The 26,259-nt window shown below is 71.7% G+C and carries 23 protein-coding genes and 1 pseudogene; 16 read left to right on the top strand and 8 right to left on the bottom strand.

What is annotated here, in order from left to right; translation table 11 throughout:
• Nucleotides 1-81: 81 nt before the first annotated feature.
• On the bottom strand, nt 82-516 hold the full coding sequence (locus QQM39_RS08030; protein ID WP_301995961.1) for a DUF6114 domain-containing protein: 435 nt from the start codon (nt 514-516) through the stop codon (nt 82-84).
• Nucleotides 516-1,208: a DUF6230 family protein gene (locus QQM39_RS08025; RefSeq protein ID WP_301995959.1), complete on the bottom strand. Its 693-nt coding sequence runs from the start codon at nt 1,206-1,208 to the stop codon at nt 516-518. Before QQM39_RS08025 ends, QQM39_RS08030 begins: the two co-directional genes overlap by 1 nt.
• Nucleotides 1,209-1,880: 672 nt before the next feature.
• On the opposite strand from QQM39_RS08025, the gene QQM39_RS08020 reads away from it, so the two are divergent.
• Nucleotides 1,881-2,534 carry a Tat pathway signal sequence domain protein gene (locus tag QQM39_RS08020; protein ID WP_301995958.1) on the top strand — a complete coding sequence of 218 codons (654 nt, stop codon included), beginning with the start codon at nt 1,881-1,883 and terminating at the stop codon, nt 2,532-2,534.
• A gap of 18 nt (nt 2,535-2,552) precedes the next feature.
• Here QQM39_RS08020 and QQM39_RS08015 read toward each other — a convergent pair whose 3' ends face one another.
• Nucleotides 2,553-3,512 carry a lytic polysaccharide monooxygenase gene (locus tag QQM39_RS08015; protein ID WP_302003513.1) on the bottom strand — a complete coding sequence of 320 codons (960 nt, stop codon included), beginning with the start codon at nt 3,510-3,512 and terminating at the stop codon, nt 2,553-2,555.
• A 426-nt stretch (nt 3,513-3,938) separates the two neighbouring features.
• Here QQM39_RS08015 and QQM39_RS08010 point away from each other — a divergent pair, with 426 nt between their 5' ends.
• A complete protein-coding gene (locus tag QQM39_RS08010; protein WP_301995956.1) occupies nt 3,939-5,732 on the top strand; it encodes a S8 family serine peptidase in 1,794 nt (597 codons plus the stop codon).
• 168 nt (nt 5,733-5,900) lie between these two features.
• Here QQM39_RS08010 and QQM39_RS08005 read toward each other — a convergent pair whose 3' ends face one another.
• A complete protein-coding gene (locus tag QQM39_RS08005) occupies nt 5,901-6,578 on the bottom strand; it encodes a ScbR family autoregulator-binding transcription factor (protein ID WP_301995955.1) in 678 nt (225 codons plus the stop codon).
• A gap of 180 nt (nt 6,579-6,758) precedes the next feature.
• Here QQM39_RS08005 and QQM39_RS08000 point away from each other — a divergent pair, with 180 nt between their 5' ends.
• The 3 genes from QQM39_RS08000 (at nt 6,759) to QQM39_RS07990 (ending at nt 9,628) form a co-directional block, all read left to right on the top strand.
• Complete coding sequence (locus tag QQM39_RS08000; RefSeq protein ID WP_301995953.1) at nt 6,759-7,700, top strand: ScbA/BarX family gamma-butyrolactone biosynthesis protein; 942 nt, start codon at nt 6,759-6,761, stop codon at nt 7,698-7,700.
• A gap of 70 nt (nt 7,701-7,770) precedes the next feature.
• Nucleotides 7,771-8,418 (top strand): ScbR family autoregulator-binding transcription factor, encoded by a 648-nt coding sequence (locus QQM39_RS07995; RefSeq protein WP_301995952.1) that lies wholly within the window; start codon nt 7,771-7,773, stop codon nt 8,416-8,418.
• Between the two features lie 22 nt (nt 8,419-8,440).
• Nucleotides 8,441-9,628 carry a damage-control phosphatase ARMT1 family protein gene (locus QQM39_RS07990; RefSeq protein ID WP_301995951.1) on the top strand — a complete coding sequence of 396 codons (1,188 nt, stop codon included), beginning with the start codon at nt 8,441-8,443 and terminating at the stop codon, nt 9,626-9,628.
• 27 nt (nt 9,629-9,655) lie between these two features.
• Here QQM39_RS07990 and QQM39_RS07985 read toward each other — a convergent pair whose 3' ends face one another.
• Nucleotides 9,656-10,477, bottom strand: a complete 822-nt coding sequence (locus QQM39_RS07985) for an alpha/beta fold hydrolase (protein WP_301995949.1) — start codon at nt 10,475-10,477, stop codon at nt 9,656-9,658.
• A gap of 102 nt (nt 10,478-10,579) precedes the next feature.
• Here QQM39_RS07985 and QQM39_RS07980 point away from each other — a divergent pair, with 102 nt between their 5' ends.
• The 4 genes from QQM39_RS07980 to QQM39_RS07965 all read left to right on the top strand — a co-directional run bounded on the left by QQM39_RS07980 (nt 10,580) and on the right by QQM39_RS07965 (nt 14,508).
• A complete protein-coding gene (locus QQM39_RS07980) occupies nt 10,580-11,554 on the top strand; it encodes an ABC transporter substrate-binding protein (RefSeq protein ID WP_301995948.1) in 975 nt (324 codons plus the stop codon).
• A 75-nt stretch (nt 11,555-11,629) separates the two neighbouring features.
• On the top strand, nt 11,630-12,367 hold the full coding sequence (locus QQM39_RS07975; protein WP_301995947.1) for an ABC transporter permease: 738 nt from the start codon (nt 11,630-11,632) through the stop codon (nt 12,365-12,367).
• 532 nt (nt 12,368-12,899) lie between these two features.
• Complete coding sequence (locus QQM39_RS07970) at nt 12,900-13,721, top strand: ABC transporter permease (protein ID WP_301995946.1); 822 nt, start codon at nt 12,900-12,902, stop codon at nt 13,719-13,721.
• A gap of 37 nt (nt 13,722-13,758) precedes the next feature.
• Entirely contained in the window at nt 13,759-14,508 is a 750-nt protein-coding gene (locus QQM39_RS07965) for an ABC transporter ATP-binding protein (protein WP_301995944.1), read from the top strand.
• A 131-nt stretch (nt 14,509-14,639) separates the two neighbouring features.
• Here the strand turns inward: QQM39_RS07965 and QQM39_RS07960 are convergent, their stop codons facing one another.
• Nucleotides 14,640-15,881: an endonuclease/exonuclease/phosphatase family protein gene (locus tag QQM39_RS07960; RefSeq protein ID WP_301995943.1), complete on the bottom strand. Its 1,242-nt coding sequence runs from the start codon at nt 15,879-15,881 to the stop codon at nt 14,640-14,642.
• A 210-nt stretch (nt 15,882-16,091) separates the two neighbouring features.
• Here QQM39_RS07960 and cyc2 point away from each other — a divergent pair, with 210 nt between their 5' ends.
• Nucleotides 16,092-18,251 (top strand): germacradienol/geosmin synthase Cyc2, encoded by a 2,160-nt coding sequence (cyc2, locus tag QQM39_RS07955; protein WP_301995942.1) that lies wholly within the window; start codon nt 16,092-16,094, stop codon nt 18,249-18,251.
• Between the two features lie 428 nt (nt 18,252-18,679).
• Nucleotides 18,680-18,913 (top strand): annotated as a pseudogene (locus QQM39_RS07950) (multicopper oxidase domain-containing protein); the annotation flags it as partial.
• Between the two features lie 36 nt (nt 18,914-18,949).
• Here QQM39_RS07950 and QQM39_RS07945 read toward each other — a convergent pair.
• Entirely contained in the window at nt 18,950-19,693 is a 744-nt protein-coding gene (locus tag QQM39_RS07945) for a hypothetical protein (protein WP_301995941.1), read from the bottom strand.
• Nucleotides 19,694-19,788: 95 nt separating this feature from the next.
• Here QQM39_RS07945 and QQM39_RS07940 point away from each other — a divergent pair, with 95 nt between their 5' ends.
• The 5 genes from QQM39_RS07940 (at nt 19,789) to QQM39_RS07920 (ending at nt 24,339) form a co-directional block, all read left to right on the top strand.
• Nucleotides 19,789-20,655 (top strand): LysR family transcriptional regulator, encoded by an 867-nt coding sequence (locus QQM39_RS07940; RefSeq protein WP_302003512.1) that lies wholly within the window; start codon nt 19,789-19,791, stop codon nt 20,653-20,655.
• Between the two features lie 140 nt (nt 20,656-20,795).
• Complete coding sequence (locus QQM39_RS07935; protein WP_301995940.1) at nt 20,796-21,395, top strand: PDZ domain-containing protein; 600 nt, start codon at nt 20,796-20,798, stop codon at nt 21,393-21,395.
• A gap of 72 nt (nt 21,396-21,467) precedes the next feature.
• Nucleotides 21,468-22,088, top strand: a complete 621-nt coding sequence (locus tag QQM39_RS07930) for a LysE family translocator (RefSeq protein ID WP_301995939.1) — start codon at nt 21,468-21,470, stop codon at nt 22,086-22,088.
• A gap of 108 nt (nt 22,089-22,196) precedes the next feature.
• Nucleotides 22,197-23,324 carry an aminopeptidase P family protein gene (locus QQM39_RS07925; protein WP_301995937.1) on the top strand — a complete coding sequence of 376 codons (1,128 nt, stop codon included), beginning with the start codon at nt 22,197-22,199 and terminating at the stop codon, nt 23,322-23,324.
• 61 nt (nt 23,325-23,385) lie between these two features.
• Nucleotides 23,386-24,339 (top strand): aminoglycoside phosphotransferase family protein, encoded by a 954-nt coding sequence (locus QQM39_RS07920; RefSeq protein WP_301995935.1) that lies wholly within the window; start codon nt 23,386-23,388, stop codon nt 24,337-24,339.
• 85 nt (nt 24,340-24,424) lie between these two features.
• On the opposite strand, the gene treZ is transcribed toward QQM39_RS07920, so the two are convergent.
• The gene (gene treZ / locus QQM39_RS07915) at nt 24,425-26,170 is read right to left on the bottom strand and encodes a malto-oligosyltrehalose trehalohydrolase (protein ID WP_301995933.1); all 1,746 of its coding nucleotides are present in this window, start codon (nt 26,168-26,170) and stop codon (nt 24,425-24,427) included.
• Between the last annotated feature and the right edge of the window lie 89 nt (nt 26,171-26,259).

Below are 26,259 nucleotides of genomic sequence, written 5' to 3'. Positions count from 1 at the left end.
GTGGTTCGGCACGCCAACCCCGGGCATTGGGCGGCCGACGGTCGGCATGCCGCCCCCCGCCGGCCGACCGAGAAGCCCGGTTCAGGCGGGCTCCCCAGCCTGCTGAGCGCCCGTCACCGCAACGCCCTTCCGCCCCCGCCGCCGACGCCCCCGCGGCTCCTGATCCGGCAGCCACCCAAAGGCAAGGGAACTTCCGACGACCCCCAGCAGGAGGCCCGCGAAAAACCCGCCCAGATTCGACGTGGGCCAGGTCCCCAGGGCGACCAGAACCCCAGTGATCGAGTAGAAGAGCCGCTGCGCCGGATTGAACAAAATCAACAGCCCGAGCAGCACCATCAGGGCAGGCAGCAGATACCCCGCCAGCCCCTGCATCCCGACATGAAGAACGACCTTCATCGACGCCTTCATGGTCAGCAGAATCTCCGCCCCGCCCAGCGCGAGCAACAGCCCGCCCCAGAACGGCCGGTCGGCCCGCCAACGACGGAAGGCCGACCGGAAACCCGCACGCTCACTCATCAGCAACCCGTGCTGCTGAATCGGAGCTTCAGGCCAGGAAGCTTGAAGACCGCCGCAGTGGTCGCATAGTTGGTCTGCCGCAGATTGGCGATGCGCACGGTGTCCGCCTGCTGGCTGAAGACCCCGATCGGCCCCTTCACCCCGGCCTTGGTCAACGTACTCGCGTCGTTGCCGATCTCGATGTTGGTGAACGCCGCGTCACCCGACAGCTCGGTCGAGTCGGTGGTCAGATCGCTCGCGGTCACCTTCTCGGCACCACTACCCGCGGTGATCAACAGGTTCGTACCGCCGAGGTCGACACTCTGGCACAGCTTCGTGAGCGTCGCGTTCTTGATCGCGGACGTGACCACCAGCACCTGCCCGCCGGTGTCCCCCGCGTTGGGGCTGCCCGGCGCCATGTTGTCGAGGCCGCCGAACTGCTCGAACCCGGTGCCGTTGAGCTCGGTCGCGGTGACCGTGAAGGGCATGCCGGAGATGGCGAACTGCACGCCCAGCGCGCCTTCGGCGGTGAGGACCGCGAGGGCGCCGGCGACGAGGGTGGCCGGCACCGCCATCACGGCGGCCCGGCGCGCCCGGACCCGCCCGCGTCTGGCGGGGCCGTCGGTGGTGTCGGACGCTTCGGACCCGGAACCGCTTTCCGGGTTCTCGGGGAAGTTCTCGGCGGACGAGGTGACGTCCGAGGACGAGGCCATAACTGCTCCCAGGTGCATGAAAGTGCGGGTAGGGCATCAGCGGCACGTTGTCCTGGCGCGGACAGCGCCCACGGCGCACGCCCCTCGCAACTCCCGGCGGGTGCAAGGGCTTTCTCGTACTCCGCAGTAGCCAGCCGGGAAGTTACCGGTGGTTACAGGCGAGGGTCAAGGCAGTTATGGAAAAACGGTGTTGATTGTGTGTCACCTGTGGGTCAAGGAGGCGTCGAGGGCTCCGCAGAACCCCTCCGTCGACATCAACTCCCTTGCGACTCCTTGACGTTGACTGACACTCAGGTCTACAACTTGCCCTGGCTCCCCCCTGGATCCGTGGCGCCGGATCCGCCGCCGCGTGGCCTTGGCCCGCGTTCCCGGACTTGATGTCCTTCACATTTTCTCGAGATCACTCCATGGCGCCGTCACGGTCGCTTCCCCCCTCGGCCCGTGCCGGACGCCCCCGCCCGGTCCGGCCAGGAGCCCTCCCCAGGGACTCAGGCCGGTCACCGGTCGGGCTGCCGTTGCCGGTCCGTGATGTACGGAGAAGGCGTCACGGACCGGCAACGGCGCACATCTCCTCAAGCGCCCCCCACCACCCCCCACCCCCTCACCCCCCGAACCCTGAGCCGCTCAGCTGCCCTCAGGGCACACCCCCAACGAAAGCCGAGGTACACCCCCATGCGCACCCGCACCCTCCTCACCCTCGCCGGCACCGTCGCCGCCCTCACCCTCCCCATGGCCGCCCCCGCGTCCGCGGCCGACGGCACCGTTCTCACCACCGGCTCCGTCGGTGGTACGGCCGTCGCGGTCGGCGAGGTCCTCACCGCGCCGCTGGCGAGCGGCACCGCCGCCACGTTCTACTCCAGCGCGACCGGTACGAGCGGCATCTCCTGCACGTCGTCGCAGTTCACGGCCACTGTGGCGGACAACCCCAGCGCGCCCGGGACCGCGACGGAGTCGGTCTCGGCGCACACCTTCGACGCCGCGAGCTGCACCACCAACGTGGTCGGCGTCCTCGGCGTCACCAGCATCACGGTCGACAATCTGCCCTACAGCGCCGCCGTGACCTCCGACGGCACCGTCACCGTCACCCCGGCCGAGGGGTCCACCATCCAGACGACGGTCGTCCTGCGGACCCTGCTGGGCAGCATCAACTGCGTCTACCAGGCCCCCAGCCTGTCCGGTACGGCGAGCAACGACGACAACACGATCAACTTCGCCGGCGCGCCGTTCGCCAAGGTCTCCGGCTCGTCCCTCTGCTTCGCCAACGGCTACTTCACCGCCAAGTACGCCCCGGTGACCGGCAGCGGCGAGGCGGTGTACGTCAACTGACGTCAACCGTGCGGGAGTTCACCTCCTGCGCAACCGCAGCGCAAGGGCGGCGCCCCCGGTGAGCACCAGCACCGCGGCGGCGCCGCCCGCGAGCAGCGGCGTCGAGGGCCCCGAACCCGGGCTGCCGGTGGAGGCCACCGGCGTGCTGTCGGGCGCGGCGGCGTTCTGCGTGCGTCGGCTCTCGCCGTCGGCTGGGGCGGAAGGCGTCGGTGAGACGGTCTTGCGCGGCTCGGTCGCCGGCGAGGAACTGGCGGTCGCACGACCGTTGTCGCGGTCCGCGTTCGCGGCGGCGGAAGCCGTGCTCTCGCCGCCGCTCTCCTCGGCGCCTCTGTCCCGCTCGGCCGGGAACACCACGTCCGAGCACGAGTAGTACGTGTCCGGCGTACTGCTGTTCTGCCAGATCGTGTACAGCACATGGCGCCCGGCCCGATCGGACGGCAGCGTCGCTCTGATCCCGTACGCCCCGTCCGTCAACGCGGGATCCTTCACCTCCGCGAACGGCTTCTCCGGGAGGTCGGACCAGGTCAGCGGCTTCGTCGGGTCGTAGCCGGGCTTGGTGAGGTAGAGCTTGAAGGTGCCGGTGTGCGGGATCGTCGAGACGTACCGCATCGTCAGGGCGGAGCCGGGTGTCAGCCGGGTCGACGGCCAGTCGGCGCGGGCGAGGTCGAGGCCCCGGTAGGCCGGCAGTCCGCCGCTGCACAGCTGTCCGTCGGGGACGACCTGCCGGTCCCGTCCGTTCACATGCGCGATCCGAAGGTTGTCCCAGGCCGTGAAGGGTCGGCCGTTCGAGGCGACCGCCGCCCGGCAGGCCGCCGACCGCGACGTGCTGCCGCCGTCGGGGGAGCAGCCGTACACCCGGCTGACCGGATCGGTCGGCGCACCGTGGCCATGGGCCGGGCCCGCCGCCCACAGCGTGAGCAGCAAAGGTGTGACGGCGGTGGCCGCCAGGGCGGTGCGGTGCGATCTCATCCAGGGCATCCGGGACATCCGGAACGTCTCCTCGGCCGGCGCGGAAAGGGTTCTCGTGCAGTACGGGAAACCGGCGCGGCGCGTTCACTGCGCGACGAGGGGGGCGAAGTCCGTCATTACCGGTCAACCGTCCGACGTAGAGGGTGGGTTTCCGGCCGGATCGAGGGTTTCCCCTGTATCCCGATGACCTTTCCTTTGCCTATTGTTCGACCACAGCTGACCCACAGGTAACCCCGAACGGGTCGTAGCTCGCGCCAGGCCGGCCGCCGCGCCCCCGCACTTCGCACCACCCCCGCCTGCACTTCGCACCACCCCACCCGCCTTCCGGCGTACCCCCCCCGCCGCTTCGAGGACGAAGCGAAATCGACCGCCGCTCCGCGCTGCCCGGAGTACGGCCGGCCACGAAAGGCAAGCCCCTTGCGTACCTCTGCATCCATGAGACGGAAGCTGATATCCGTCGCCGCCGTCTCCGCCGCGCTGTTCACGGCCGCCACCACCGTCGCCGTGGCCCAGGACACCGCCGCCCCGCAGGCCACCGCCCCCGTCCCGGCGGCCCAGACCGAGGCCGCCCCCGGCACCCCGGCCGAGCGCCTCATCGTCGGCTACAAGTCCGGTGCCAACGAGGCCAAGTCGAACAAGGCCGCCGAGGCCGACGCCGCCGCCAAGGGCAAGGAGGCCGGCGAGGACCTCGACTTCCAGCGCCGCCTCGGCTCCGGCGCGGCCCTCGTCGACCTGGGCGAGAACCTCACCAAGGCCGATGTCGCCGACGTCGTCGCCGAGTACCGGGCCGACCCGCAGGTCGCCTACGTCGTACCGGACCGGCTGAACAAGCCGACGGCCACCCCCAACGACACCGAGTACAGCAAGCAGTGGGACCTGTTCGAGACCACCGCGGGCATGAACGTGCCGGGCGCCTGGGACGTCACGACCGGCAGCGGGGTGACCGTCGCCGTCATCGACACCGGCTACGTCACCCACTCCGACCTCGCTGCCAACGTCGTCGCCGGCTACGACTTCATCTCCGACACCGCGGTCTCCAACGACGGCAACGGCCGCGACAGCAACCCGGCCGACCCGGGCGACTGGACCAACGACGGCCAGTGCGCCAGTGACTGGACGGCCACCACCTCCTCCTGGCACGGCACCCACGTCGCGGGCACCATCGCCGCGGTCGCCAACAACAGCAAGGGCGTCGCGGGCATCGCGTACGGCGCGAAGATCTCCCCCCTCCGTGCCCTCGGCCAGTGCGGCGGCTACGACTCCGACATCATCGACGCCATCACCTGGGCGTCCGGCGGTACGGTCTCCGGCGTCCCCGCGAACACCAACGTCGCCAAGGTCATCAACATGAGCCTCGGCGGTGGCGGCGCCTGCTCCTCCGCGACCCAGAGCGCCATCAACGCGGCCGTGAACCGCGGCACCACGGTGGTCGTCGCGGCGGGCAACGAGAACGACAACGCGGCCAACTACTCGCCGGCCAGCTGCAACAACGTCGTCTCGGTGGCCGCGCTGGGCCGCTCCGGCGCCAAGGCCTACTACTCCAACTTCGGCTCGACCGTGGACATCGCGGCCCCCGGCGGCGAGACCCGTACGACCACGGCCAACGGCATTCTGTCCACGCTGAACACCGGCACGCAGGGCCCGTCGAGCGAGACGTACAAGTACTACCAGGGCACCAGCATGGCCGCCCCGCACATCGCGGGCCTGGCCGCGCTGATGAAGTCGGCCAACGCCTCGCTGACCCCGGCGCAGATCGAGTCCGCGATCAAGACCAACTCGCGTGCTCTGCCGGGTACCTGCTCGGGCGGCTGCGGCGCGGGCCTGGCGGACGCGGCCAAGACGGTGCAGGCGGTGAGCGGCAGCTCCGGCGGCTCCACGGGGGGCACCACCTTCACCAGCACCTCCGCCGTCTCCGTCCCGGACAACGGCTCCGCGATCGAGTCCTCCATCGCCGTCAGCGGCCGCAGCGGCAACGCCCCGTCGGCCCTCCAGGTCGGCGTGGACATCACCCACACCTACCGCGGTGACCTGGTCATCGACCTGGTGGCGCCGGATGGTACGACCTACCGCCTGAAGTCCGCCAGCTCCTCGGACTCCGCGGACAACGTCAAGACCACCTACACGGTCAACGCCTCCAGCGAGACCGCCAACGGCACCTGGAAGCTGCGCGTCCAGGACACGGCGGCCCAGGACACGGGCACGCTCAACAGCTGGAAGCTGACCTTCTGACAACAGTCACGACGACCGACAACTGAACGCGTGCCCTGAGCGGGCGCGTACCACAAGCGGGCGGGCCGGCCGGTGCGGATGGGGCATCGGCCGGCCCGTCGTACGTCGAGAGCGTTTCGACCACCGACCGGCCCGGCGAAAACCGTCGGTCCGGTCGGTGTCGTGTACTCAGTGTGCGGACAGGTCCATGGCGACCGGTTCGACGTCCGCGGCGTCGAGGGCGGCCAGCACGCGCAGCCCGCGATCGGGCTCCCGGTCGATGCCGGTCAGCAGGCCCGGTAGCGCGATGCTCGGCAGGAGGTGTCCCCACAGGACCGATATCCGTTCGGCCAGATCGTCGCGGTCGTTCAGGGCCCGGGACATCAGCTGGATGCCCGCGAACGCGCCGACCACCAGCTCCACCGTCTGCCTGGGCTGCACCGTGGGCAGCAACTCGCCCTGGGCACGGGCCCGTTCGAGTATCCCGAGCAGATGGTCCGCCCACTGCCGGAACGGCCCGGAGTGATCGACACCGGGCGGCGCGCACTGGTCCACCGCCAGCCGCACACTGCCCTTGAGCAGCGAGTTGCTGAGCAGCCGCTGCCCGAACACGAAGGTGATGTCGACGAGTTCCTGCAGCTTGCACGGCTGTGGCGGCACCGCGCCGAGCGAGAGCTGCTCGTCCAGCACGGCCTGGGCGAGGGATTCCTTCGAGGGGAAGTGGAAATACAGGGCGCCCTTGGTCACCTCGGCCCGCTCCAGGACCATCGCGATGGTCGTCGCGGTGTACCCGTGCTCGTCGAAGACCGCGCCCGCGGCCTCCAGGATGACCTTCCGCGTTCTGATGGCGCGCTCCTGCCTCGCCATAAAGCCCCTCCGCTGCGCCGAGTTGACCTCTGCGTCCGGCGTGCGCCGGAGCGGGTTCGGGCACGGTCGGGCGACCCGAGGCCGCATTGAAAACAAACCGGTCGCCTCGTACTCTAACGCTCGCGGCACGGGCACCTCGCCGTCTGTCCACGCACTTACGGGGGGACCCAAGGAGGGGACATGCCTCATCCGCGGCAATTCGCCACGATCCCGCTCGCCGAGACCCCGAGGGTGACGGACGGCCTGACCGCCACCGTACCCCGTCAGCTGGTCCATCGCGCCTCCGTCGCTGAAACGTTTCTCACCGGGGCGACCAGCACCGGCACCGACCGGTTCACCGTCTTCGCCCAGTGGCCGCGCGCACACCAGTTACACGTGTCGCCGGACCGCTCGGCGTACGAACCGCTCCTGGTCGCCGAGACCGTCCGCCAGGTCGGCGCACTCCTCGCGCACACCGCCTACGACGTGCCGCTGGGCCACCAGTTCGTGCTCAGGGAGCTGCGGATCACCACCCGGCCCGAGCGGTTGGCCGTCGGCGCCGCGCCCGCCGAACCCGTCCTCCACATCACGGTCTCCGACGTCGACCACCGCGGCGGCCGCCCGGCCGGATTCCGCTACGACGCGGACATACGGCTCGGTGGCGAACGCGTCGCGACCGGGCACATAGCCGTCACCTGGACGAGCGAGGCGGTCTACCGCCGGCTGCGCGGCGGCCGCACCGCGACCACCGTGTCCGCGCCGCCCGTCCCACCCGGTCTGCCGCCCGCCGAGGTGGACCGCGCCCTGCCCGCGGACGTCGTCCTCGCCCCGACCGGCCAGCCCGGCCGCTGGCAGCTGCGAGTTGATACCGCACATGCTGTTTTCTTCGACCATCCGCTCGATCATGTGCCCGGAATGCTGCTGCTGGAGGCTGCCCGCCAGGCCGCACGGGCCCGCCGGCGCGGCAGCCGACGGCGGCCCGTCTCGTTCCGTGCCGTCTTCCATCAGTACGCCGAACTCGACCAGCTCACCTGGATAGAGGCGGTCGACGGGGAGAGCGCGAACGGCGACGCCGTCCAAGTCCTGGGACGGCAGGGAGAGTCGACGGTTTTCGAGTGCGAGGTGGGAACCGAGGGGCGGTGAGATATCGTGTGCGGAGAGTTAGAAACAAACGGCATGACCCGTTCTTTTCCCTCCCAGGAGAGTCCAGCCGATGGTGAGGCAGTTACGCGCCGAACAGACCCGCACCACGATCCTCACAGCCGCCGCCGAACTGTTCGACCGTCACGGCTATGAATCGACCAGCCTCAGCGACATCGTCGAACACGCCCAAGTCACCAAGGGCGCCCTGTACTTCCACTTCGCGGCGAAGGAGGATCTCGCCCAGGCCATCCTGGAACTCCAGTCCAGAGCCTCCCGCCAGATGGCGACCGAGATGGACGGCAGGGGCTACTCCTCGCTGGAGGCCCTGATACGCACGACGTTCGGCATCACGCGTCTGTCCGTCGAAGGGCCGATACCCCGGGCCGGCCTGCGCCTGGCCACGGGGGGAGTGGTGATACGGCCGCCCCTGCGGCACCCCTACACCGAGCTGCTGGACATCACCACCCGCAAACTCCTCGGCGCCGCCAAGGAGTCCGACATCCATCCGGACGTCGACGCCGAGGCCGCGGCGCACTCCCTCGTCTGCTTCTTCGTCGGTACCCGCGTCGTCGGCCGCTCCCTCGAACCCGTGGCACGCCAGCCCCGCAGGGTGGCCGAGATGTGGCACTTCATGATCCGCGGCCTGGTCCCGGTACCCCGCCGGGCCCGCTATCTCGCGCTCGCGACACAGCTGGAGCGGGAGACCAGAGCCGTATGACAGGCGCGATACGGTGAGCCGCATGCCCGACAGGTCCGACACCCCGCTCGCACCCGTACTCCTCGGCAACGAACCCGGCTCGTTCCCGCACAGCGTGCTCGCCGAGCGGCATCCCGCGATCATCCGGCAGGTACGGGAGTCCCTCCCGTACGACCCCGAGCAGCAGCGTGCGCTGGACGCGCTCCTCGCGAACTGCACCAAGGGCGTGATCGAACCGCTCCCCGCCGACGCGCACGACGGGGGCCGCTGGGCGTCGTGGGGCGCCGACACCTGCACCGGCCGGTCCTGGTTCGACGTACCGTGGCTGTGGTCGGAGAGCTACTTCTACCGCCAACTCCTCGAAGCCGTCGGCTACTTCACTCCGGGCCCCTGGCAGGGCATCGACCCCTTCCGCCCCTCCAAGCTGGCCGAACTCGACGCCCCCGAGACGGACGAGGAACTCGCCGCCCTGGACGCCCTCGCGGACCGGCCCGCCGACGAGCAGGACCGGGCGCTGCTGCACGGGTCGCTGTGGGGCAACCGCGTGGACCTCGGATTCCGTATGTCGGCCGCGCAGCACCAGGCGTCCTCGGACACCCCGCCCCTGGTGGCCGACGACAGCGAGACCCTGTGGTCCCTGCTCCCGCCCTCGGGCGCCGCCACGCTGTGCCTGATCGCCGACAACGCGGGCCGCGAACTCGTCCCCGACCTGCTCCTCATCGCCCACCTCCTCACCCAGGGGCGCGTCGGACGGGCCGTCCTCCACGTCAAGCCGTACCCCTACTACGTCTCCGACGCCACGCACGCCGACGTGCTCGACGCCCTGCGCCGACTGACGCAGGCACCGGGCGCGGCCGCGACGTACGGCCGGGTGCTCTGGACGGCGATGACGGACGGCCGCCTCGCCGTCCGCGCCCACCCCTTCGCCGCCGCCCCGCTGCCGTTCGCGGCGATGCCCGGTGACCTCCGCGAGGAGCTCGCCGCGGCCACCGTCACCATCGTCAAGGGCGACCTCAACTACCGCCGCCTCGTCGGCGACCGACTGTGGCCGCCGACGACGCCGTTCACCGAGGTGACCGCCCACTTCCCTGGCCGGGTCGCCGCCCTGCGCACCCTGAAGTCCGACGTGATCACCGGCCTGGACGCCCGCACGGAGGCGGCGCTGGTGGCGGCGGAGGGGCAGAGGTGGCGGACCGGCGGGACACATGCGCTGATCCAGGTACGGACGTGACGACCGCACTGGCTCACCGGGCGGCTCTCAAGTGATCCGCACGGGCAGCGACTTGAGACCGCGGTCCGAGCCGTCCGCGCCGTCGTCCGCGCGCAGGAAGTCCTCGACCACCCGGATCAGCTCCAGCGGGGTCTCGTCCATCGGGTAGTGGCCCGCGGCGGGGAGTTCACGCAGCTCGGCGCGGGGATACCAGGTCATCCACGTCCGGCGGAGGAGGTCGGCGGACAGGGCCGGGTCGAGGGTGCCGGCCACGGCGAGCGCGGGTACCGGGGAGCCCTCGACCTGGGTGTGGAAGTCCTCCCCGGCCCAGGAGTCCAGCCAGGCACGGAACGCCTTCTGGTCGCTGACCGCGAGCGAACGGGCGACCATACGGTCGAGCCAGGCGGCCGGTCGGTGACCACCGGTGGTGAGGTCGATGATGACGCGCCGGTTCTCCGGCTTGTGCGCCGCGTCCGCGAACAGCTCCCACTGCTCCGGCGGCAGCGCCAAACCCGAGGCCGGCACCGGCGAGACCCCGACCAGCCTGCGCAGCCGGTGCGGGGCGACGGTGAGGAGACGCTGTCCGACCGCTCCGCCCATCGAGTGCCCGACCACCGAGAACCGCTCCCAGCCGAGCCGGTCCGCGAGTTCCACCAGGTCGAGGGCGGCCTCCGCGGTCGTACACGAACCGACGGCGTCCTTGGCGCCGCCGTAGCCGCGCAGATCGACGAGGGCGTAGGTGAAGGCCGTCCGGTCGAGGTCCGGCAGGACGGGTGTGTAGGCGGACCGGTCGGCGAACCAGCCGTGCACGGCGAACACCTTGTGGGCGCCGTCGCCGTGCAGCTCGTGCGGGAGTGTGAAGGAGGTCATGGGACCAAGGTGGCGCATATCGGCGGAGACCGGCAGATTGACGGGACGTCATTCACGTGCTGTATGTGGTGATCATGACAAAAGCTTGGTAGTCATGTCGACATGCCGTTACGCCAATTGCGCTCGGGAACGAGGACAGCGGCCGCCGCCGCGGCCACCCTCATGCTGGTGGCCCTCACGGCCTGTGGCGACGACGGGGACTCCTCGTCCGGGGCCGATGGGCGGAAGACCGTCACGGTGGCCGCCCTGCCACTGATCGACTGCGTCGCCCTCTACATCGCGCGCGATCGCGGGCTGTTCGAGAAGGAGGGCCTCGACGTCCGCGTCCAGCAGGTCCAGCAGAGCCTCCAGGCGCTGCCGGCCCTGGCCAAGGGGCAGATCGACATGGTCGCGAGCGCGAACTACGTCACCTATCTGCAGGCTCATGAGCAGGGCACCCTCGATGCCCGCATCGTCGCGGAGGCGATCAGGGCGGCCCCGCGCATGATGGAGGTCCTGGTGCCCGAGGACTCGGACATCAAGACCGTCGCCGACCTCGAGGGCAAGAAGCTCGCGGTCAACACCCTGAACAACGTCCAGTCGCTCACCTTCAACGAGATCCTGGACAAACAGGGCATCGGGCACCCGGTCTACCGGGCGATTCCCTTCCCGCAGATGGGTGCCGCCCTGGACAAGGGGCAGGTTGACGCCGTGCACGTGGTGGAGCCCTACGACAGCTCCATCCAGGACGAGTTGAAGGCCAGGGTCCTCGTCGACGGCTCGTCCGCGCCTGTGGAGGCCCTTCCCCTCAGTGGGTACATCAGCACGAGCAAGTACGCCGAGGGGAACGGTAAGACGCTGGCCGCGTTCCAGCGGGCCATCAAGGCGGCCGTGCGGATCGCCGCCGAGGACCCGTCCGTCGTACGCGACACCTTGCCGACGTACACCAAGGTGACCGAGCAGCAGGCCGAGTCGATCGACCTGCCCGTCTTTCCGCCCACCATGGACGCCACGCAGCTCACCCGGCTCACCGACCTCATGGAAAAGCAGGGGATGCTGAAGAAGCCGATCGATCCGGCGACGCTGATGGTCAAGTGACGTGGTGACGTGAAGGGCAGCGGTCCTCGGCGCGATGCAAGCCGTCAGGAGCAGCTTCTGCTGGGCGCTTCGGGTGTGCTGCTTGCCTTCGGCGTCTGCGAGGCCGTCTCCCGCGCCGGTCTCGTACGGCGCAGTTATCTCCCGCCCGCCTCCGAAGTCGTCGCCCGCGCCGTGGAGTTGGCGGGCGACGCGGTCTTCCTGGACGGCATCGCCGCCACACTGCGTGCCTGGGCGCTCGGACTCGCTCTGGCCTGTGCCATCGCCGTTCCGGTCGGCCTGGTCCTCGGCAGTGTGCCGGTCGTCGACGCCGCCGTACGCGCGATCGTCGAGTTCCTGCGACCGCTGCCGTCCGTCGCCCTGATCCCCCTGGTCTCCCTCCTCCTCGGCTCGGGCACCGAGACCAAGGTCGCGCTGGTGACGTACGCGTCGGTCTGGCCGATCCTCTTCAACACCGTCTACGGCCTCGGCGAGACCGACCCCCTGGCCAAGGACACCCTCCGCGCCTTCGGCTTCGGCCGCCTCGCCGTCCTCCTGCGCGTCGAACTGCCGGGCACGGCACCCTTCATCGCGACCGGCATCCGCATCTCGGCGGCGGTCGCCCTCATCCTGGCCGTGGCCACGGAGATCCTCTCCGGCTTCGGAGAGGGCCTCGGCATCTTCATCGCCCAGGCGGGCCTGGCCACGGACGGGACGCGGGATGTGCTGGCGGGGGTGGTGTGGGCGGGGGTGCTGGGGCTGGTCATCAACGGGGTGCTGGTGTGGGGGGAGCGGAGGTTGTTTCCGTGGACGCCGGGGCGGCGGGGTGTCGGGTAGGCGAGGGGTGCGGTGCGAGGCGGTGGGTGATCCGGGGGCCTGTGCGCGTGGGGTGCCGGCGCTGTGGGGCCATGGGCGGGCCCTGGGTGGGTGGGTCGTGGCCGGGTGGTGCGGGGAGGGGCGGGTGCGGTGGAGGGCGGGGGCGCGGCAGGAGGAGCGGTGCCGGAGGGGGCGTGGCAGGAGAAGCGGTGCCGGAGGGGGCGTGGGGTGACGTGAGTGAGGGTGGTGGGGCGGGTGGCCGGGGCGCGGCGGGCGTTGTCCGGGGAGGATTGCTTGGCGTGGGCGCTTGGCCCTCGCTGCCGGGCGCGGGGCCTGAGCCGTCCCCGGCGGGCGCGATGCCCGTCAGCTGTCCCGGGGCCGCGCCCGTGACCCGCCCGCCGACTCCCGGGCCGAGGCGCACCGAGCACCCCCGGCACTTCCCGCCTCGCGCTGCGCGGAGCCCCGAGTGAACCGGCCTCGCACCACCGCATCCGAATCCGCCGCGTCACCCGACCGACGGCCGGCCGCCGCACGCCATTCCTCACGCCATTCCTTGCTCCCGCCCGTCATCCGCCGCACCCTGGCCCCCGCCCCCGTACGCCACGCCCTGCTCCGCTGGCTCGTCCTCGCCCTGGCCGTGGCCGTCTGGCAGCTGGTCGCCCGGGCCCACGGCAGTGTCTACTTCCCGCCGCCCGCCGAGATCGCCCGGCACGCGCGCGACCTCTGGTTCTCCGGCCCCGTACGGCACTTCTTCCTCACTGAGGACGCCGTGGCCGACATCCTGCCCAGCCTCGGCCGGATGGCCGCCGGGTTCGGGATCGCGGCCGTCGCCGGGATCGCACTCGGCATCGCGGTCGGCCGCTCGCGGCGCGTGTACGCCCTGTGCAACCCCGTCCTGCAGTTCGCGCGCGCCGTCCCGCCGCCCGCCCTGGTCCCCGTCTTCGTCCTGCTCCTCGACTTCGGTACGCCGATGCAGATCGCGTCGATCGTCTTCAGTGCCGTCTGGCCGGTGCTGATCAACACGGCCGAAGGGGCCCGCGACACCGACCCGCTGCGCATCGAGGTCGCCGCCGTACTGCGCCTCACCCCGACCGAACGACTCCGCTTCCTGATCCTGCCCTCCGCGCTGCCCCGCATCTTCGCCGGCCTGCGCCTGAGCCTCTCCCTCTCCCTCATCCTCATGGTGTTCTCGGAACTGCTGCCGGGCACCGCCAACGGCATCGGCTTCACGCTCACCGACGCCCAGTCCCGTTCCGACCTGCTCACCGTCTGGGCGGCGCTGGCCCTGCTCGGCGCCCTCGGCCACCTGCTCAACACCGGTCTGCTGGCGGTCGAGAAGCGGCTCGTCGGCAGGGGGAGGACAACGACCGTATGACCCGTACGCCCGCCACCACCTCCGCCCAGGGACAGCCATGCTCCGCCTAGACGCGGTCGGCCAGCACTACGGCGACCACCAGATCCTGCACGACATCACCCTCACCGTGCCGGACGGCCAACTCCTGTGCGTCGTGGGCCCGTCCGGCTGCGGCAAGTCCACGCTCCTGCGCACCATCGCGGGCCTGCTGCCGGCGTACGACGGCACGATCGAGCTGGACGGCACACCCGTGCGCGGCGTCCCGGACAACCTGGCCGTCGTCTTCCAGGACTACGCCCGCTCCCTCTACCCCTGGCTCACCGTCCGCGAGAACGTGGCGCTCCCGCTGCGCCGCCGGGGCCTGCCGAGAACGGAACGCCGGGCCGAGGCCGACCGCATCCTGGCCCGGGTCGGCCTCACCGACGCGGCCCGCCGCCACCCCTGGCAGCTCTCGGGCGGAATGCAGCAACGCGTGGCGATCGCCCGCGCCCTGGTCTGCCGCCCCTCCCTCCTCCTCATGGACGAACCCTTCGGCTCCCTGGACGCCCAGACCCGCGAGGACCTGGAGGACCTCCTCCTGGAGGTCCACCGCACGGACGGCGCGACGATCGTCTTCGTCACCCACGACATCGACGAGAGCGTGTACCTCGGCGACCGAGTCGTCGTCCTCTCCCCGGGGCCCGGCGCCAAGGTCGTCCTGGACCTGCCGGTCGAACTCCCCGGCACCCGGGACCAGATCACGAGCCGGGGCCTGGCGGAGTTTGTCGCCCTGAGGTCGGAGGTGGGGCGGGCGGTGCGCAACAGATAGCACGAGTCACTTCTCGCGCCGGTCCGCATCTCTTGGCCCGTCCGGCGTTTGAGGACGAAGCCCGTTCAGGATGGACGGGTAGGGGCGGCGGGGGCGGGAAACCGCCTCGCCCGTCGCCGTCGCCCCGCCGTTCAGCCCAGGCGCACGTCCTGCCACACCAGCCGGTGATCGGAGGTCGGCACCGTCGTCCCGTTCCCCACCAGCCGGTACAGCGGGTCGTCGGACGTCGGCCAGAACACGCCGTTCGCGCCCGGTATCAGGCCCCGGGACGGCAGGACGTAGTCGACGCGCAGGTTCCCGGGAGCGGTGTCGCCGAAGTCGGCGGTGTCGTATGCCGGGTTGCCGGTGTGCGAGGCGTTGGCGCCGCCCTGGAGCTTCGCGGCCTCCACAGCGCCCGCGCTGGCTGGGGGAGTGGCCGGGAGGTTCACCGCCGAGTGGTCGAGCAGCTGCCGTATGGCGTGGTCGTAGCTGTCGCCGTCGTACGGATCGGCGTTGTTGTCGCCCGCGATCACGAACCGTGCCCCGGGTCGCAGCCCGCCGCGTACGCCCTTGTCGTCATAGAGGTACGCGCTGCGCCCGCGCCCGCCGATGTAGTCGGCCCACAGCCGGATCTCGTCGTGGTTGCGGCGGCCGTTGCGGTCCTCGGTGCCGTCGAAGGTGGGCGGGGTCGGGTGCGAGACCAGGAAGTGCACGGTGGAGTGGCCGATGCGCACCGGCACGTCCCAGTGGCTCTTCGACGACAGCCGCAGGATCGCGCGGGCCTCGTCGCTGTAGTAGCCCGGAGGCATGCGGTGGCCCGGCATGTCCTTCCACAGGAAGCGCTGGAAGGTCCGCACCGCGCGCGTGTCGATCGGGTACTTCGACAGGGCGACCATGCCGTACTGCCCCGGGAACCAGCCGTAGCCGTACGCGTCCTGCCCGTACGCGTCCGAACCGGGCGTCGTGACCGCGCCGTTCTTGCCGTCGAGGTCCACACCCGTGGCGACGCCCGTGTTCACCGGGCCGGTGAAGTGGTACGGGAAGCGGACCGGCTTGGCTCCGTTCTGGCCGACGGACAGGTAGTTGCGCAGGAACAGGCGGACCGCCCGGCCCTGGTCGTCGTAGTCGAACTCGTTGATCAGCAGGATGTCCGGGTCGACTCGCTGGATGGTCTCGGCGGCGTTGCGCGCCTGGGTGTTGTCCGGCGTGGACAGGTCGGTGATCAGGGCGCCCTGGGCGGAGCGGTTCAAGGAGGCGTTGAAGGTGGCGAACCGTACGGACCGGCGGCCGTGCCGCTCGGCCGCCGAGGCCGGGAACGCCGCGGTCGTGGCCAGTGCCGCCCCGGCGAGGGAGGCGAGCGCCGTGCGGCGGGAGAGAGATCCGGTGTTGTTCATCGAGGCTCCGGAGAGGGAGAGGGAGAGGGAGAGGGAGGGGGAGGGGCGAGGGGACACAGGGGGACACATGAGGCTCGAAAATTCTGCGCGCGTAGAGGTGAACGCCACAAGGCCCGGCGAGAGCTCCCGGATTCACCCGTGATTCACGCGATGGTGTGATCATGTCCCCCGCGATGGATGCCTGTTGGGGCCCGGGGGTAGGGCCCGGCCATGACGCAGCAGCCCTTCGAACTCCCGCACTTCTACATGCCGTATCCCGCGCGGCTGAACCCGCACCTCGACGAGGCCCGCGCTCATTCGACCGCGTGGGCACGCGAGATGGGCATGCTGGAGGGATCCGGGGTCTGGGAGCAGGCCGACCTGGAGGCGCACGACTACGGCCTGCTCTGCGCCTACACCCACCCCGAGTGCGACGGCCCCGCCCTCTCCCTCATCACCGACTGGTACGTGTGGGTCTTCTTCTTCGACGACCACTTCCTGGAGATCTTCAAGCGCACCCAGGACCGCGCCGGGGGAAAGGCCTACCTGGACCGGCTGCCCCTGTTCATGCCGATGGACCTGTCGACCCCGATGCCCGAGCCGCAGAACCCGGTCGAGGCGGGCCTCGCCGACCTGTGGACGCGCACGGTGCCCTCGATGTCGGCCGACTGGCGCCGCCGTTTCGCCGTCGCGACCGAGCACCTTCTCAACGAGTCCCTGTGGGAGCTGTCCAACATCAACGAGGGGCGCGTCGCCAACCCCGTCGAGTACATCGAGATGCGCCGCAAGGTGGGCGGCGCCCCCTGGTCCTCGGGCCTCGTGGAGTACGCGACGGCCGAAGTTCCCGCGTCCGTCGCCGAGTCGAGGCCGCTGAGGGTCCTGATGGAGACCTTCTCGGACGCCGTGCACCTGCGCAACGACCTGTTCTCCTACCAGCGCGAGGTCGAGGACGAGGGCGAACTCAGCAACGGCGTCCTGGTGCTGGAGACCTTCTTCGGCTGCACCACCCAGGAGGCCGCCGACACCGTCAACGACGTCCTCACCTCCCGGCTCCACCAGTTCGAGCACACCGCCCTCACCGAAGTCCCCGCCCTGGCACTGGAGAAGGGCCTCACTCCGCAGGAGGTCGCCGCCGTCGCGGCGTACACCCAGGGGCTTCAGGACTGGCAGTCCGGCGGCCACGAATGGCACATGCGCTCCAGCCGGTACATGAACGAGCGCGCCGAATCCACCGCACCCTGGAAGGCCCTGAGCGGCCCCGGCACCTCCGCCGCCGACGTGGGCGCCCTGCTCGCGGCGGCCGGCGCCGAACGCCTGCGTGCCTACACGCACGTGCCGTACCAGAAGGTCGGCCCCTCCCGACTGCCCGACTTCTACATGCCCTTCCAGGTGGAGCTCAGCCCGCATCTGAACGCCACCCGCACCCGCCTCACCGAGTGGATGCACCGCATGGGCATGCTCCAGGAGGGTGTCTGGGACGAGGACAAGCTCGCCGCCTACGACCTCCCGCTGTGCTCGGCGGGCCTCGACCCGGACGCCACCCCCGAGGCCCTGGACCTCAGCGCCCGGTGGCTCGCCTGGGGCACCTACGGCGACGACTACTACCCCCTCGTCTTCGGCCACCGCCGTGACCTGGCCGCCGCCCGGCTGACCACCCAACGCCTGGCGGCCTGCATGCCCCTCGACGGCGAGGAGGCCACCGTCCCGCTCAACGGCATGGAGCGCGGACTGATCGACCTGTGGGCGCGTACCACGGCGGACATGACCCCCGAGGCACGGCGCGTTCTGAAGGACTCGGTGAACGTCATGACCGAGAGCTGGGTGTGGGAGTTGTCCAACCAGCTCCAGAACCGCATCCCCGACCCGGTCGACTACCTGGAGATGCGCCGCGCCACCTTCGGCTCCGACCTCACCCTCAGCCTCTGCCGGATGGGCAACGGCCCCGCCGTCCCGCCGGAGGTGTACCGCAGCGGACCCGTCCGCGCACTGGAGAACGCCGCCGTCGACTACGCCTGCCTCCTCAACGACGTCTTCTCCTACCAGAAGGAGATCGAGTACGAGGGCGAGATCCACAACGCGATCCTCGTCGTCCAGAACTTCTTCGGCATCGACTACCCGACCGCGCTCTCCGTCGTCCACGACCTGATGACCCAGCGCATGCAGCAGTTCGAGCATGTGGCCGCGCACGAACTGCCCATCGTGTACGAGGACTTCGGGCTCTCGGACGAGGCGCGCGAGGCCATGGGGAACTATGTGGTCGACCTCCAGAACTGGCTGGCGGGCATCCTGAACTGGCATCGCGAGGTCGACCGCTACAAGGCCGAGTACCTGGCCCGCCGCGCGCACGGCTTCCTGCCGGACCGCGCCCCGGCCGTACCCGTCCTCAGCTGACCTCCCGACCCGCGCGGTGGTCTCCTCGGCGAGCTCTCGTACGCCGTTCACGGCGTTCCCCGAGAGCTCGCCGGCTATCGCGTCGGCGGCCGCGAGAAGCGCACGGACCTCTTCCGGGAGGTCCGCGCCGGCCAGGGCCCGGGTGAGCCGGTAGTGCTCCTCGGCGATGAAGCGGCCGAAGCTCACCCGCTGCCAGTCACGCAGGGAGTCGTCGCCGGGGCCTGCCAGAGTGTCGCGCAGCGCCGCCAAGGTCCGGGCGGCCTGCGGCAGTTGACCGTCCGCACGCTCCAGGCGGGCCTGGTCGAGGCGGGCCGCGACCCGGTCCCACGCGCTCTCCTGCAGTGCCGCGTACAGGCGCTGGGCGCGCAGTGGGGCCGTGGCCGGCGCCCGCGGTGCGTCGGGCCGGCGGAGTCTGCTCTGGTCCATGCGACCTCTCGGGCTTCGACCCGGCGGTGGCCGGAACCCGCAGCCCGATCCGGTACGACGCCGGGACGCCGATCCCGCCGGCGCCCAACGAACTCGGCCACAAGGACGTGTTTCGGGTGCCCGGGAACCAAGGGCTGCGCGTCATCGGCAGGTTCGACGGGGCGTACGGCCGGTTCATGTACCACTGCCACCTCCTCGGCGCGCACGGAGGCCACGGCGAGGGGCACACCGGCTGACGTACGCGCGCGTGGCGTGTCACGGACGCGTGGGCGTCACGCGCGCGTGGGCACCTTCCGGGCCGCGTGCTCGACCGCGGCTCGCGCCAGCGCCCGGACGATCGGATGCGGGTGCGAGCCGTCGCCGGACAGCTCCGGCTGGAAGAGCGTGGCCAGGAAGAAGGGGTGGCCGGGCAGTTCCGCGATCCGGAGGTGGCCGTCCTCGTCATGTCCGGAGAAGCGCAGTCCGTGCGCGCTCAGGGTGTCGAGGTGGCGGGAGGGGCCGTACGCACAGAAGTACCGTTCGACGGTCCGCTCCGAACCGATCACCGACTGGGCGAGCGAGCCGGGCTCGATCCGGACCACCGCCTCGTGGCCGACCAGCGAGCAGGCCAGGGGTTCGATGAGGAAGTCGTCGGCGTCCGGGTCGTTCTCGGCGTGCGCGACCCGGGTGAGTCCGCACACGTCACGGGCGTACTCCAGGAGCGCGTGCTGGAAACCGCCGCACGTGCCGAGAAACGGGATGCCCTCCTCGCGCGCGGCGCGGATCACGGACAGCACACCCGCCTCACTGCGGTACGGGCTGCCCGGCAGCACCCACACGGCGTCGAAGCCGCGCACCGCGTCGTCGGCCGCCGCGTCCTGCGACGGGATCCAGTAGGCGTCGAGGACGAGCCGGTCGCGTTCGGCGAGGGCGTCCAGCAGGAGCGGCACGCGCGTGTGCGAGGCGACGTTGGGGGAGCGATCCCCGACCAGGGCGAGTTTTGCCGTCTTTGCCGTCCGGGCAGCGGTGTTCGTCATGGCCCTCATCCTGGGCGCGGCCCCGAGTTCACGTCCAACGATGATTTCTGCACCCTCGATAAGCGGAACTGATGCGATCCGGGATCCTGTCGGACATGGACCCGCACCTGCTGCGCACATACGTCACCGTCGCCCGCCTCGCCTCGTTCTCCGAGGCCGCGCGCGAACTGGGCTACACCCAGTCGGCGGTGTCCCAGCACATCGCCGCGCTCGAACAGGACCTCGGCGCACCCCTGCTCACCCGCCGCCCCGTGGCGCCCACGGCGGCCGGTGAGCGGTTGCTCGAACACGCGGGCCCGCTGCTGCTGCGCCTGGACGCGGCCCGCGCGGACGTCGTACGGATGGCGGCCGCGCCCGACCACGGACTGACGCTCGCGACCGCGGCGACCGCGCTCGGCCCCCGGGCCCTCGCCGTGCTCCCGGCCTCCGGCGTGACCCTGCGGGTGCTGCCCCGCGACGAGGTCCCCGCGGCCGTCGCCACCGGCACGGCGGACCTCGGCCTCGTCGACGGCCTCGCCGCCCCCAGCGACCCGCTGCGACTGCCCGACGTGGCACCGCTGACCACGTACGGCGTGGGGGAGGAGCCGGTCTGCGTCCTCCTGCCCGATTCCCACCCGCTCGCCCGGCGCACGGCTCTGCGCCTCGGCGACCTGGCCGACGCCCGATGGCTGGACGCCCCCGACGCGGCCCTGCCGCTCGCCCATCTCCGCGCCGCGAACGGCGGACACGGCTTCCGCTCCGCCCTGCGATACGAGGGCACCGACGTCCGCGCCCTCACGGCCCTGGCCGCCGCGGGCCACGGCCTGACCCTGCTGCCACGCCCGGTGGCCACCGGGGTGCCCGGCACGATCGCCGTACCGGTCACGGAACCGCGTGTCGTGCACCGGACGGAACTGGTGTACGCGGGGGCGCTCGGGGGAGCTGCGTCGGCAGTCGCGAAGGCGTTGGCCCCACGGGCGTGAGACGGGCCGTCGATCTTCCCTGACGCCGTCTTCTCACCGTGACGCCTAGGGCTTCCCGTTCTTGACCACACGTCAGTCTCACTCGATCGTGTCTCGTTGTGTGCCGGTGCGCAGGGTAGTCACCAGCCGGAGGCGATCCGATGGAACAGACTGCGTTGCGACCCAAGCCCATGCCAGGTCAGGGGCCCGGCGACGGAGCCAAGTCCGGCCCCGGCGCACGGCGCCCGCACGCCGGGCCCGGCCGATGCGGCCGACGGCTCACTCCCCTCCTGCTCGCCCTGCTCGTCGGGATGGGCCTGGTCCTGTCCGGGGTCGGACTCGGCACGGTGGGGGCCACGGTGATCGGCATGAGCAAGCTCGCCGAGCTGCAGCGGCAGACAGGACAGGGCACCCCGGGAGCCCCGGCCCCCTCGGCAGACCCGGGGGCCTCGGCCCCCTCCTCGCCGACGCCGACCCCGCCGCAGGCCCCCGCCGCCGTCGCGACCCTCGGCGTGGCGGCGGTGGACGCCCGGAAGGTGGGCGCCCTGGTCGTCGGCGTCCACGTGCCCGGCCCGGGATACGCGGCCGGCCTGATCCGGGGCGACGTGATCCTCGCGTTCGACGAGACCCGCGTCGACTCGGCCGCCGACCTCGCGCGAGCCGTCGCCCAAGCCCGTCCGGGCAACGAGGTCACCCTGACGGTGCGCCACCGCAGCGGCGGCTTCCAGCAGCTGACGGCGGTCCCGGGCGTCGTGACCTGACCACCTCGCATCCCTTGGGGGAGTACGCGAAAACCACTGGTCACCTTCCGCCGACAGGGCCACGATGACCCCATGCCGACCACCCTCATCGCCTTCCTGGGGGCGTGCACCCTCGTCGCCGCCTCACCAGGCCCCAGCACCGTGCTGATCATCAAGCAGTCGCTGCACAGCAGACGCTCCGGATTCCTCACCGTGCTCGGCAACGAGACCGGCGTCTTCATCTGGGGTGTGGTCGCCGCGTTCGGCCTGACCGCGCTGCTGACGGCCTCCGAGACGGCCTACGACGTGATGCGGATCGTCGGCGCGGTCGTGCTCGTCGGCTTCGGCGTCCAGGCGCTGCGGCAGGCGCACCGCGCCAAGGGGGCTGACGAGGCCGCCTGGGAGGGCACACCGAAGAGCGGCTGGGCCTCCTACCGCGGCGGACTGCTGCTCAACCTCGCCAACCCCAAGGCGGCCGTCTTCGCGATGTCCTTCCTCCCGCAGTTCGTGCCGGAGGGTGCCCCGCACCTGCCGGCCATGGTGGGCCTCGCCGCGCTCTGGGCGGTCTACGAAGTCGGCTACTACGGCCTGTACGTGTGGTTCGTCGGCCGGATGAAGGCGGTGCTGTCCCGCGCGGGTGTGCGCCGGCGCCTGGAGCAGGTCTCCGGAGGCGTGCTGCTGCTCCTGGGTGTCCGCATGGCACTGGACGGCTGACGCCATGCCCGACCAGCCGCGGGAAACCCCCGCCGACCGGCTCGCGCCGCCCCCTGCGTCCGGGCAGGATGCTGACCGTAGTCCTTTCACGCGCCCAGGGAGGCCCGGATGACCGGCACCGCACCCGCGCCCTTCACCGCCGACGACTACCGGGCCCGTAGGGAACGGGCCGTGCGGGCGGCCGCGGACGCCGGTCTGGCCGGCCTCCTGGTGGCACCCGGCCCGGACCTGGTGTGGCTCACCGGCTACGCGCCCACCGCGGAGACCGAGCGGCTCACCCTGCTGGTCCTCGTCCCCGGCCAGGACCCCGTCCTCGTCGTCCCCGCCCTGGAGGCCCCGGACGCCGCGAAGGCCGCCGGCGTGCCCGGTCTGGCCCTGCGCGACTGGACCGACGGCAAGGACCCTTACGCCGCCACCGCCGCCCTCCTCGACGCGAGCGGCCGGTTCGGCATCAGCGACAACGCCTGGGCGCTGCACCTGCTGGCCCTGCAGAAGGCGCTGCCCGGCACCTCCTACGCCTCCCTCACCGACGTCCTGCCGATGCTGCGGGCCGTCAAGGACACCGCCGAGCTGGAGCTGTTGGCGGCCGCGGGTGCGGCCGCTGACGCAACGTTCGAGGAGATCCGGAAGGTTCCCTTCGGCGGGCGCCGCGAGTCCGAGGTCGCCGCCGACCTCGCCCACCTGCTGCGCCGCTTCGGACACTCACAGGTCGACTTCACCATCGTCGCCTCCGGCCCGAACGGCGCCAACCCGCACCACGAGGTGGGCGACCGCGTGATCGAACGCGGCGACATGGTCGTCCTCGACTTCGGCGGCCTGAAGGACGGCTACGGCTCCGACACCTCCCGCACGGTCCACGTCGGCGAACCCACCGACGAGGAGCGCCGGGTGCACGACCTGGTGCGCGAGGCCCAGGAGGCGGGCTACCAGGCCGTACGGCCCGGTGTCGCCTGCCAGGAGGTCGACCGGGCCGCCCGCGCGGTCATCGCGGACGCCGGGTACGGCGAGTACTTCATCCACCGCACCGGGCACGGCATCGGCGTCACCACGCACGAGCCGCCGTACATGATCGAGGGCGAGGAGCAGCCCCTGGTGCCCGGCATGTGCTTCTCCGTGGAGCCCGGCGTCTATCTGCCCGGCCGCTTCGGGGTGCGCATCGAGGACATCGTGACGGTCACCGAGGACGGCGGCCGGCGCCTCAACGACACGACCCGCGAGATGGTCATAGTGGACTGACCCGGTGACCGATCCCGGCGCAAGGAGCCCCCGTAGACCCCCGAGCGACAACGGCGCGACCATGACCCAGGCACCGACACCCACCGCGGACACCGTCCGCCGACTGGTCCGTTCCCTGCTCAAGGACGGCGTGGACGACTCGGCCGGCCCCGAGGTCCGGCCCGCCGCCGCGGGCGCCGAGCCCGCCACCTGGTGGGTCGGCACCCGCCATGTGCTGCGCCTCGCCCCCGACCGGGCGGCCGCCGCCCGCCAGCGCCGTGAACTGCGCCTGCGTGACCTCGTCCGCCCGCACGTCCCGGTCGCGGTGCCGACGAGCGTCGCGTACGGGGAGTGGGCGCCCGGGCTCACCTACACCCTGGACACCAAGGTGCCCGGCGGGGCGGGCGGGGAGCACGATGTCTCCGCCCTCGGGGAGGCCGACCTGGCCGGGCTGCTCACGGGGCTGCGGGAGGTCCCGGCACGGCAGGCGGAGACGCTCGGTGTGCCGCGCGCCGCGCCGCGCTCCCTGGAGGCCCTGCGCCGCGCCGCCGAGCGTGCCACCGCGCGCCTCGCCGACGCGGACGAGTTCGACGCCGCCCGCCTGCGCCAGCTCACCCCGCCGGCCGCCGTCCAGCTCGCGGCCCAGTCCGGCACCGCGGTCCTCGTCCACCACGCCCTCACCGGCGACCACCTCGTCGTCAGCGCCGACGGCCGGGTGCGCGGCGTCCTCGGCTGGGCCGACACCGTCCTCGGCGACCCCGCGGAGGACATCGCCGGCCTCGCCCTCGCCGTCGGCTCCCCGGCCGCCGTCCGCGCCGCCACCCTCGCCGGCTACGGCGCCCGCCCGTGCCTGCGCGGCCTCTGGCTCGCCCGCTGTGACGCGCTCGTCCGCCTCGCGGACCGCCTCGACGGCAAGGGTGAGACGCCCCTCCCGCTGCTGAGGGCGCAGCTGCGGCAGGCGTGGGAGGCGATCCTGCTGGAGCGCGTGACGGAGTTCAGGGAGGACGAGGGGGACGAGGGAGACGAGGAGTTGTAGGGGCGGACGCACAGGTGCACGCGCGGACGCTCACGCCCCTGGGCCCTCGGGCCCCCGGACGCTCACGCCCCCGCGCCCCGCTCGCTCACCCCTGCAACAGCACCACGCCCGACTCCCCGGGCACCTGCAGCACCCCGTCCGCGCCCGGCGCCTGCACGGGCTCCCACGCGGCCAGTACGGTCGCCTCGCGGGGCCCCAGGGGGATCGCCGCCGGTTCCTTGGCGAGGTTGACGGCCACGCGTACGTCGCCGCGCCGGAAGGCGAGCCAGCGCTCCCGCTCGTCGTAGGCCACCTTGGTGTCGGCGAGGTCGGGATCCGTGAGGTCGGGCTGCTCGTGGCGCAGGGCGATGAGACGCCGGTACCAGGCCAGCACGCGCGCGTGGTGCTCGCCGTCGAGCTCGGACCAGTCGAGGCAGGAGCGGCCCCGGGTCGCCGGGTCCTGCGGGTCGGGCACGTCCTCCTCGGCCCAGCCGTGCGCCGCGAACTCCCGCCGCCGACCGCTCCGTACCGCTTCGGCGAGCTCCGGATCGGTGTGGTCGGTGAAGAACTGCCAGGGCGTGCCCGCGGCCCACTCCTCGCCCATGAACAGCATCGGTGTGAACGGCGCGGTCAGCGTCAGCGTGGCGGCGCAGGCCAGCAGGCCGGGGGAGAGGGAGGCCGCGAGCCGGTCGCCCTGGGCGCGGTTGCCGACCTGGTCGTGGGTCTGGCTGTAGCCGAGGAGTCGGTGCGCGGCCACGCGCGTGCGGTCCAGGGGGCGCCCGTGCCTGCGGCCCCGGAAGCTCGAGTACGTCCCGTCGTGGAAGTAGCCGCCGGTGAGGGTCTTGGCCAGGGCCGCCATGGGGGCGCGGGCGAAGTCGGCGTAGTAGCCCTGGGACTCGCCGGTCAGCGCGGCGTGCAGGGTGTGGTGGAAGTCGTCGTTCCACTGGGCGTGCAGACCGAGACCGCCCTCCTCGCGCGCGGTGATGAGCCGCGGATCGTTGAGGTCGGACTCGGCGATCAGGCACAGCGGCCGGCCGAGGTCGGCGGAGAGGGCGTCGACGGCCGTCGACAGCTCCTCCAGGAAGTGGCACGCGCGCGTGTCCACCAGCGCGTGCACCGCGTCCAGGCGCAGCCCGTCGATCCGGTAGTCCCGCAGCCAGGCCAGCGAGCTCTGCACGAGATACGCGCGCACCTCGTCCGAGCCGGGCGCGTCCAGGTTGACGGCGGAACCCCAGGGCGTGTGATGCGTGTCCGTGAGGTAGGGCCCGAAGGCGGGCAGGTAGTTGCCGGACGGGCCGAAGTGGTTGTGCACGACGTCGAGGACGACGCCCAGGCCCAGCTCGTGCGCCCGGTCGACGAAGCGTTTCAGCGCCTCGGGTCCGCCGTACGGCTCGTGCACGGCCCACAACGAGACCCCCTCGTATCCCCAGCCGTGCCGCCCGGGGAAGGGGCACAGGGGCATCAACTCGACGTGCGTGACGCCCAGTTCCGCGAGATGTCCGAGCCGCTCGGCGGCCGCGTCCAGCGTGCCCTCGCGCGTGTACGTGCCCACATGCAGCTCGTACAGGACCGCACCGGGCAGGGGCCGCCCCGCCCACTCGGTACGCCACTCGTACCGCCCGTGGTCGACGACCGCGCTCAGCCCGTCCGGGCCGTCCGGCTGCCGGCGCGAGCGCGGATCGGGCAGCACGGGGCCGTCGTCGAGCGCGAAGCCGTACCGCGTGCCGTCCCGCGCCTCAGCCTCCCCCCACCACCATCCCGCGCGGTCGGGATCGCGCTCCAACGCGCGCGTGGCGCCTTCGCACTGGAGCGTCACACGGTCGGCCTGCGGTGCCCACACCTCGAACTGCACGGACGGTTCCCCTTCGTCTGCTCACCGTGATGTAGCCCGTCCATGGTGCTTCAAACGAGATCAATCCGCTTTTGAATCTTCCCTTTTGC

The sequence above is a fragment of the Streptomyces sp. DT2A-34 genome (assembly GCF_030499515.1).
Classification (GTDB): Bacteria; Actinomycetota; Actinomycetes; order Streptomycetales; family Streptomycetaceae; genus Streptomyces.
This window is presented reverse-complemented; position numbering and strand designations above follow the sequence as displayed.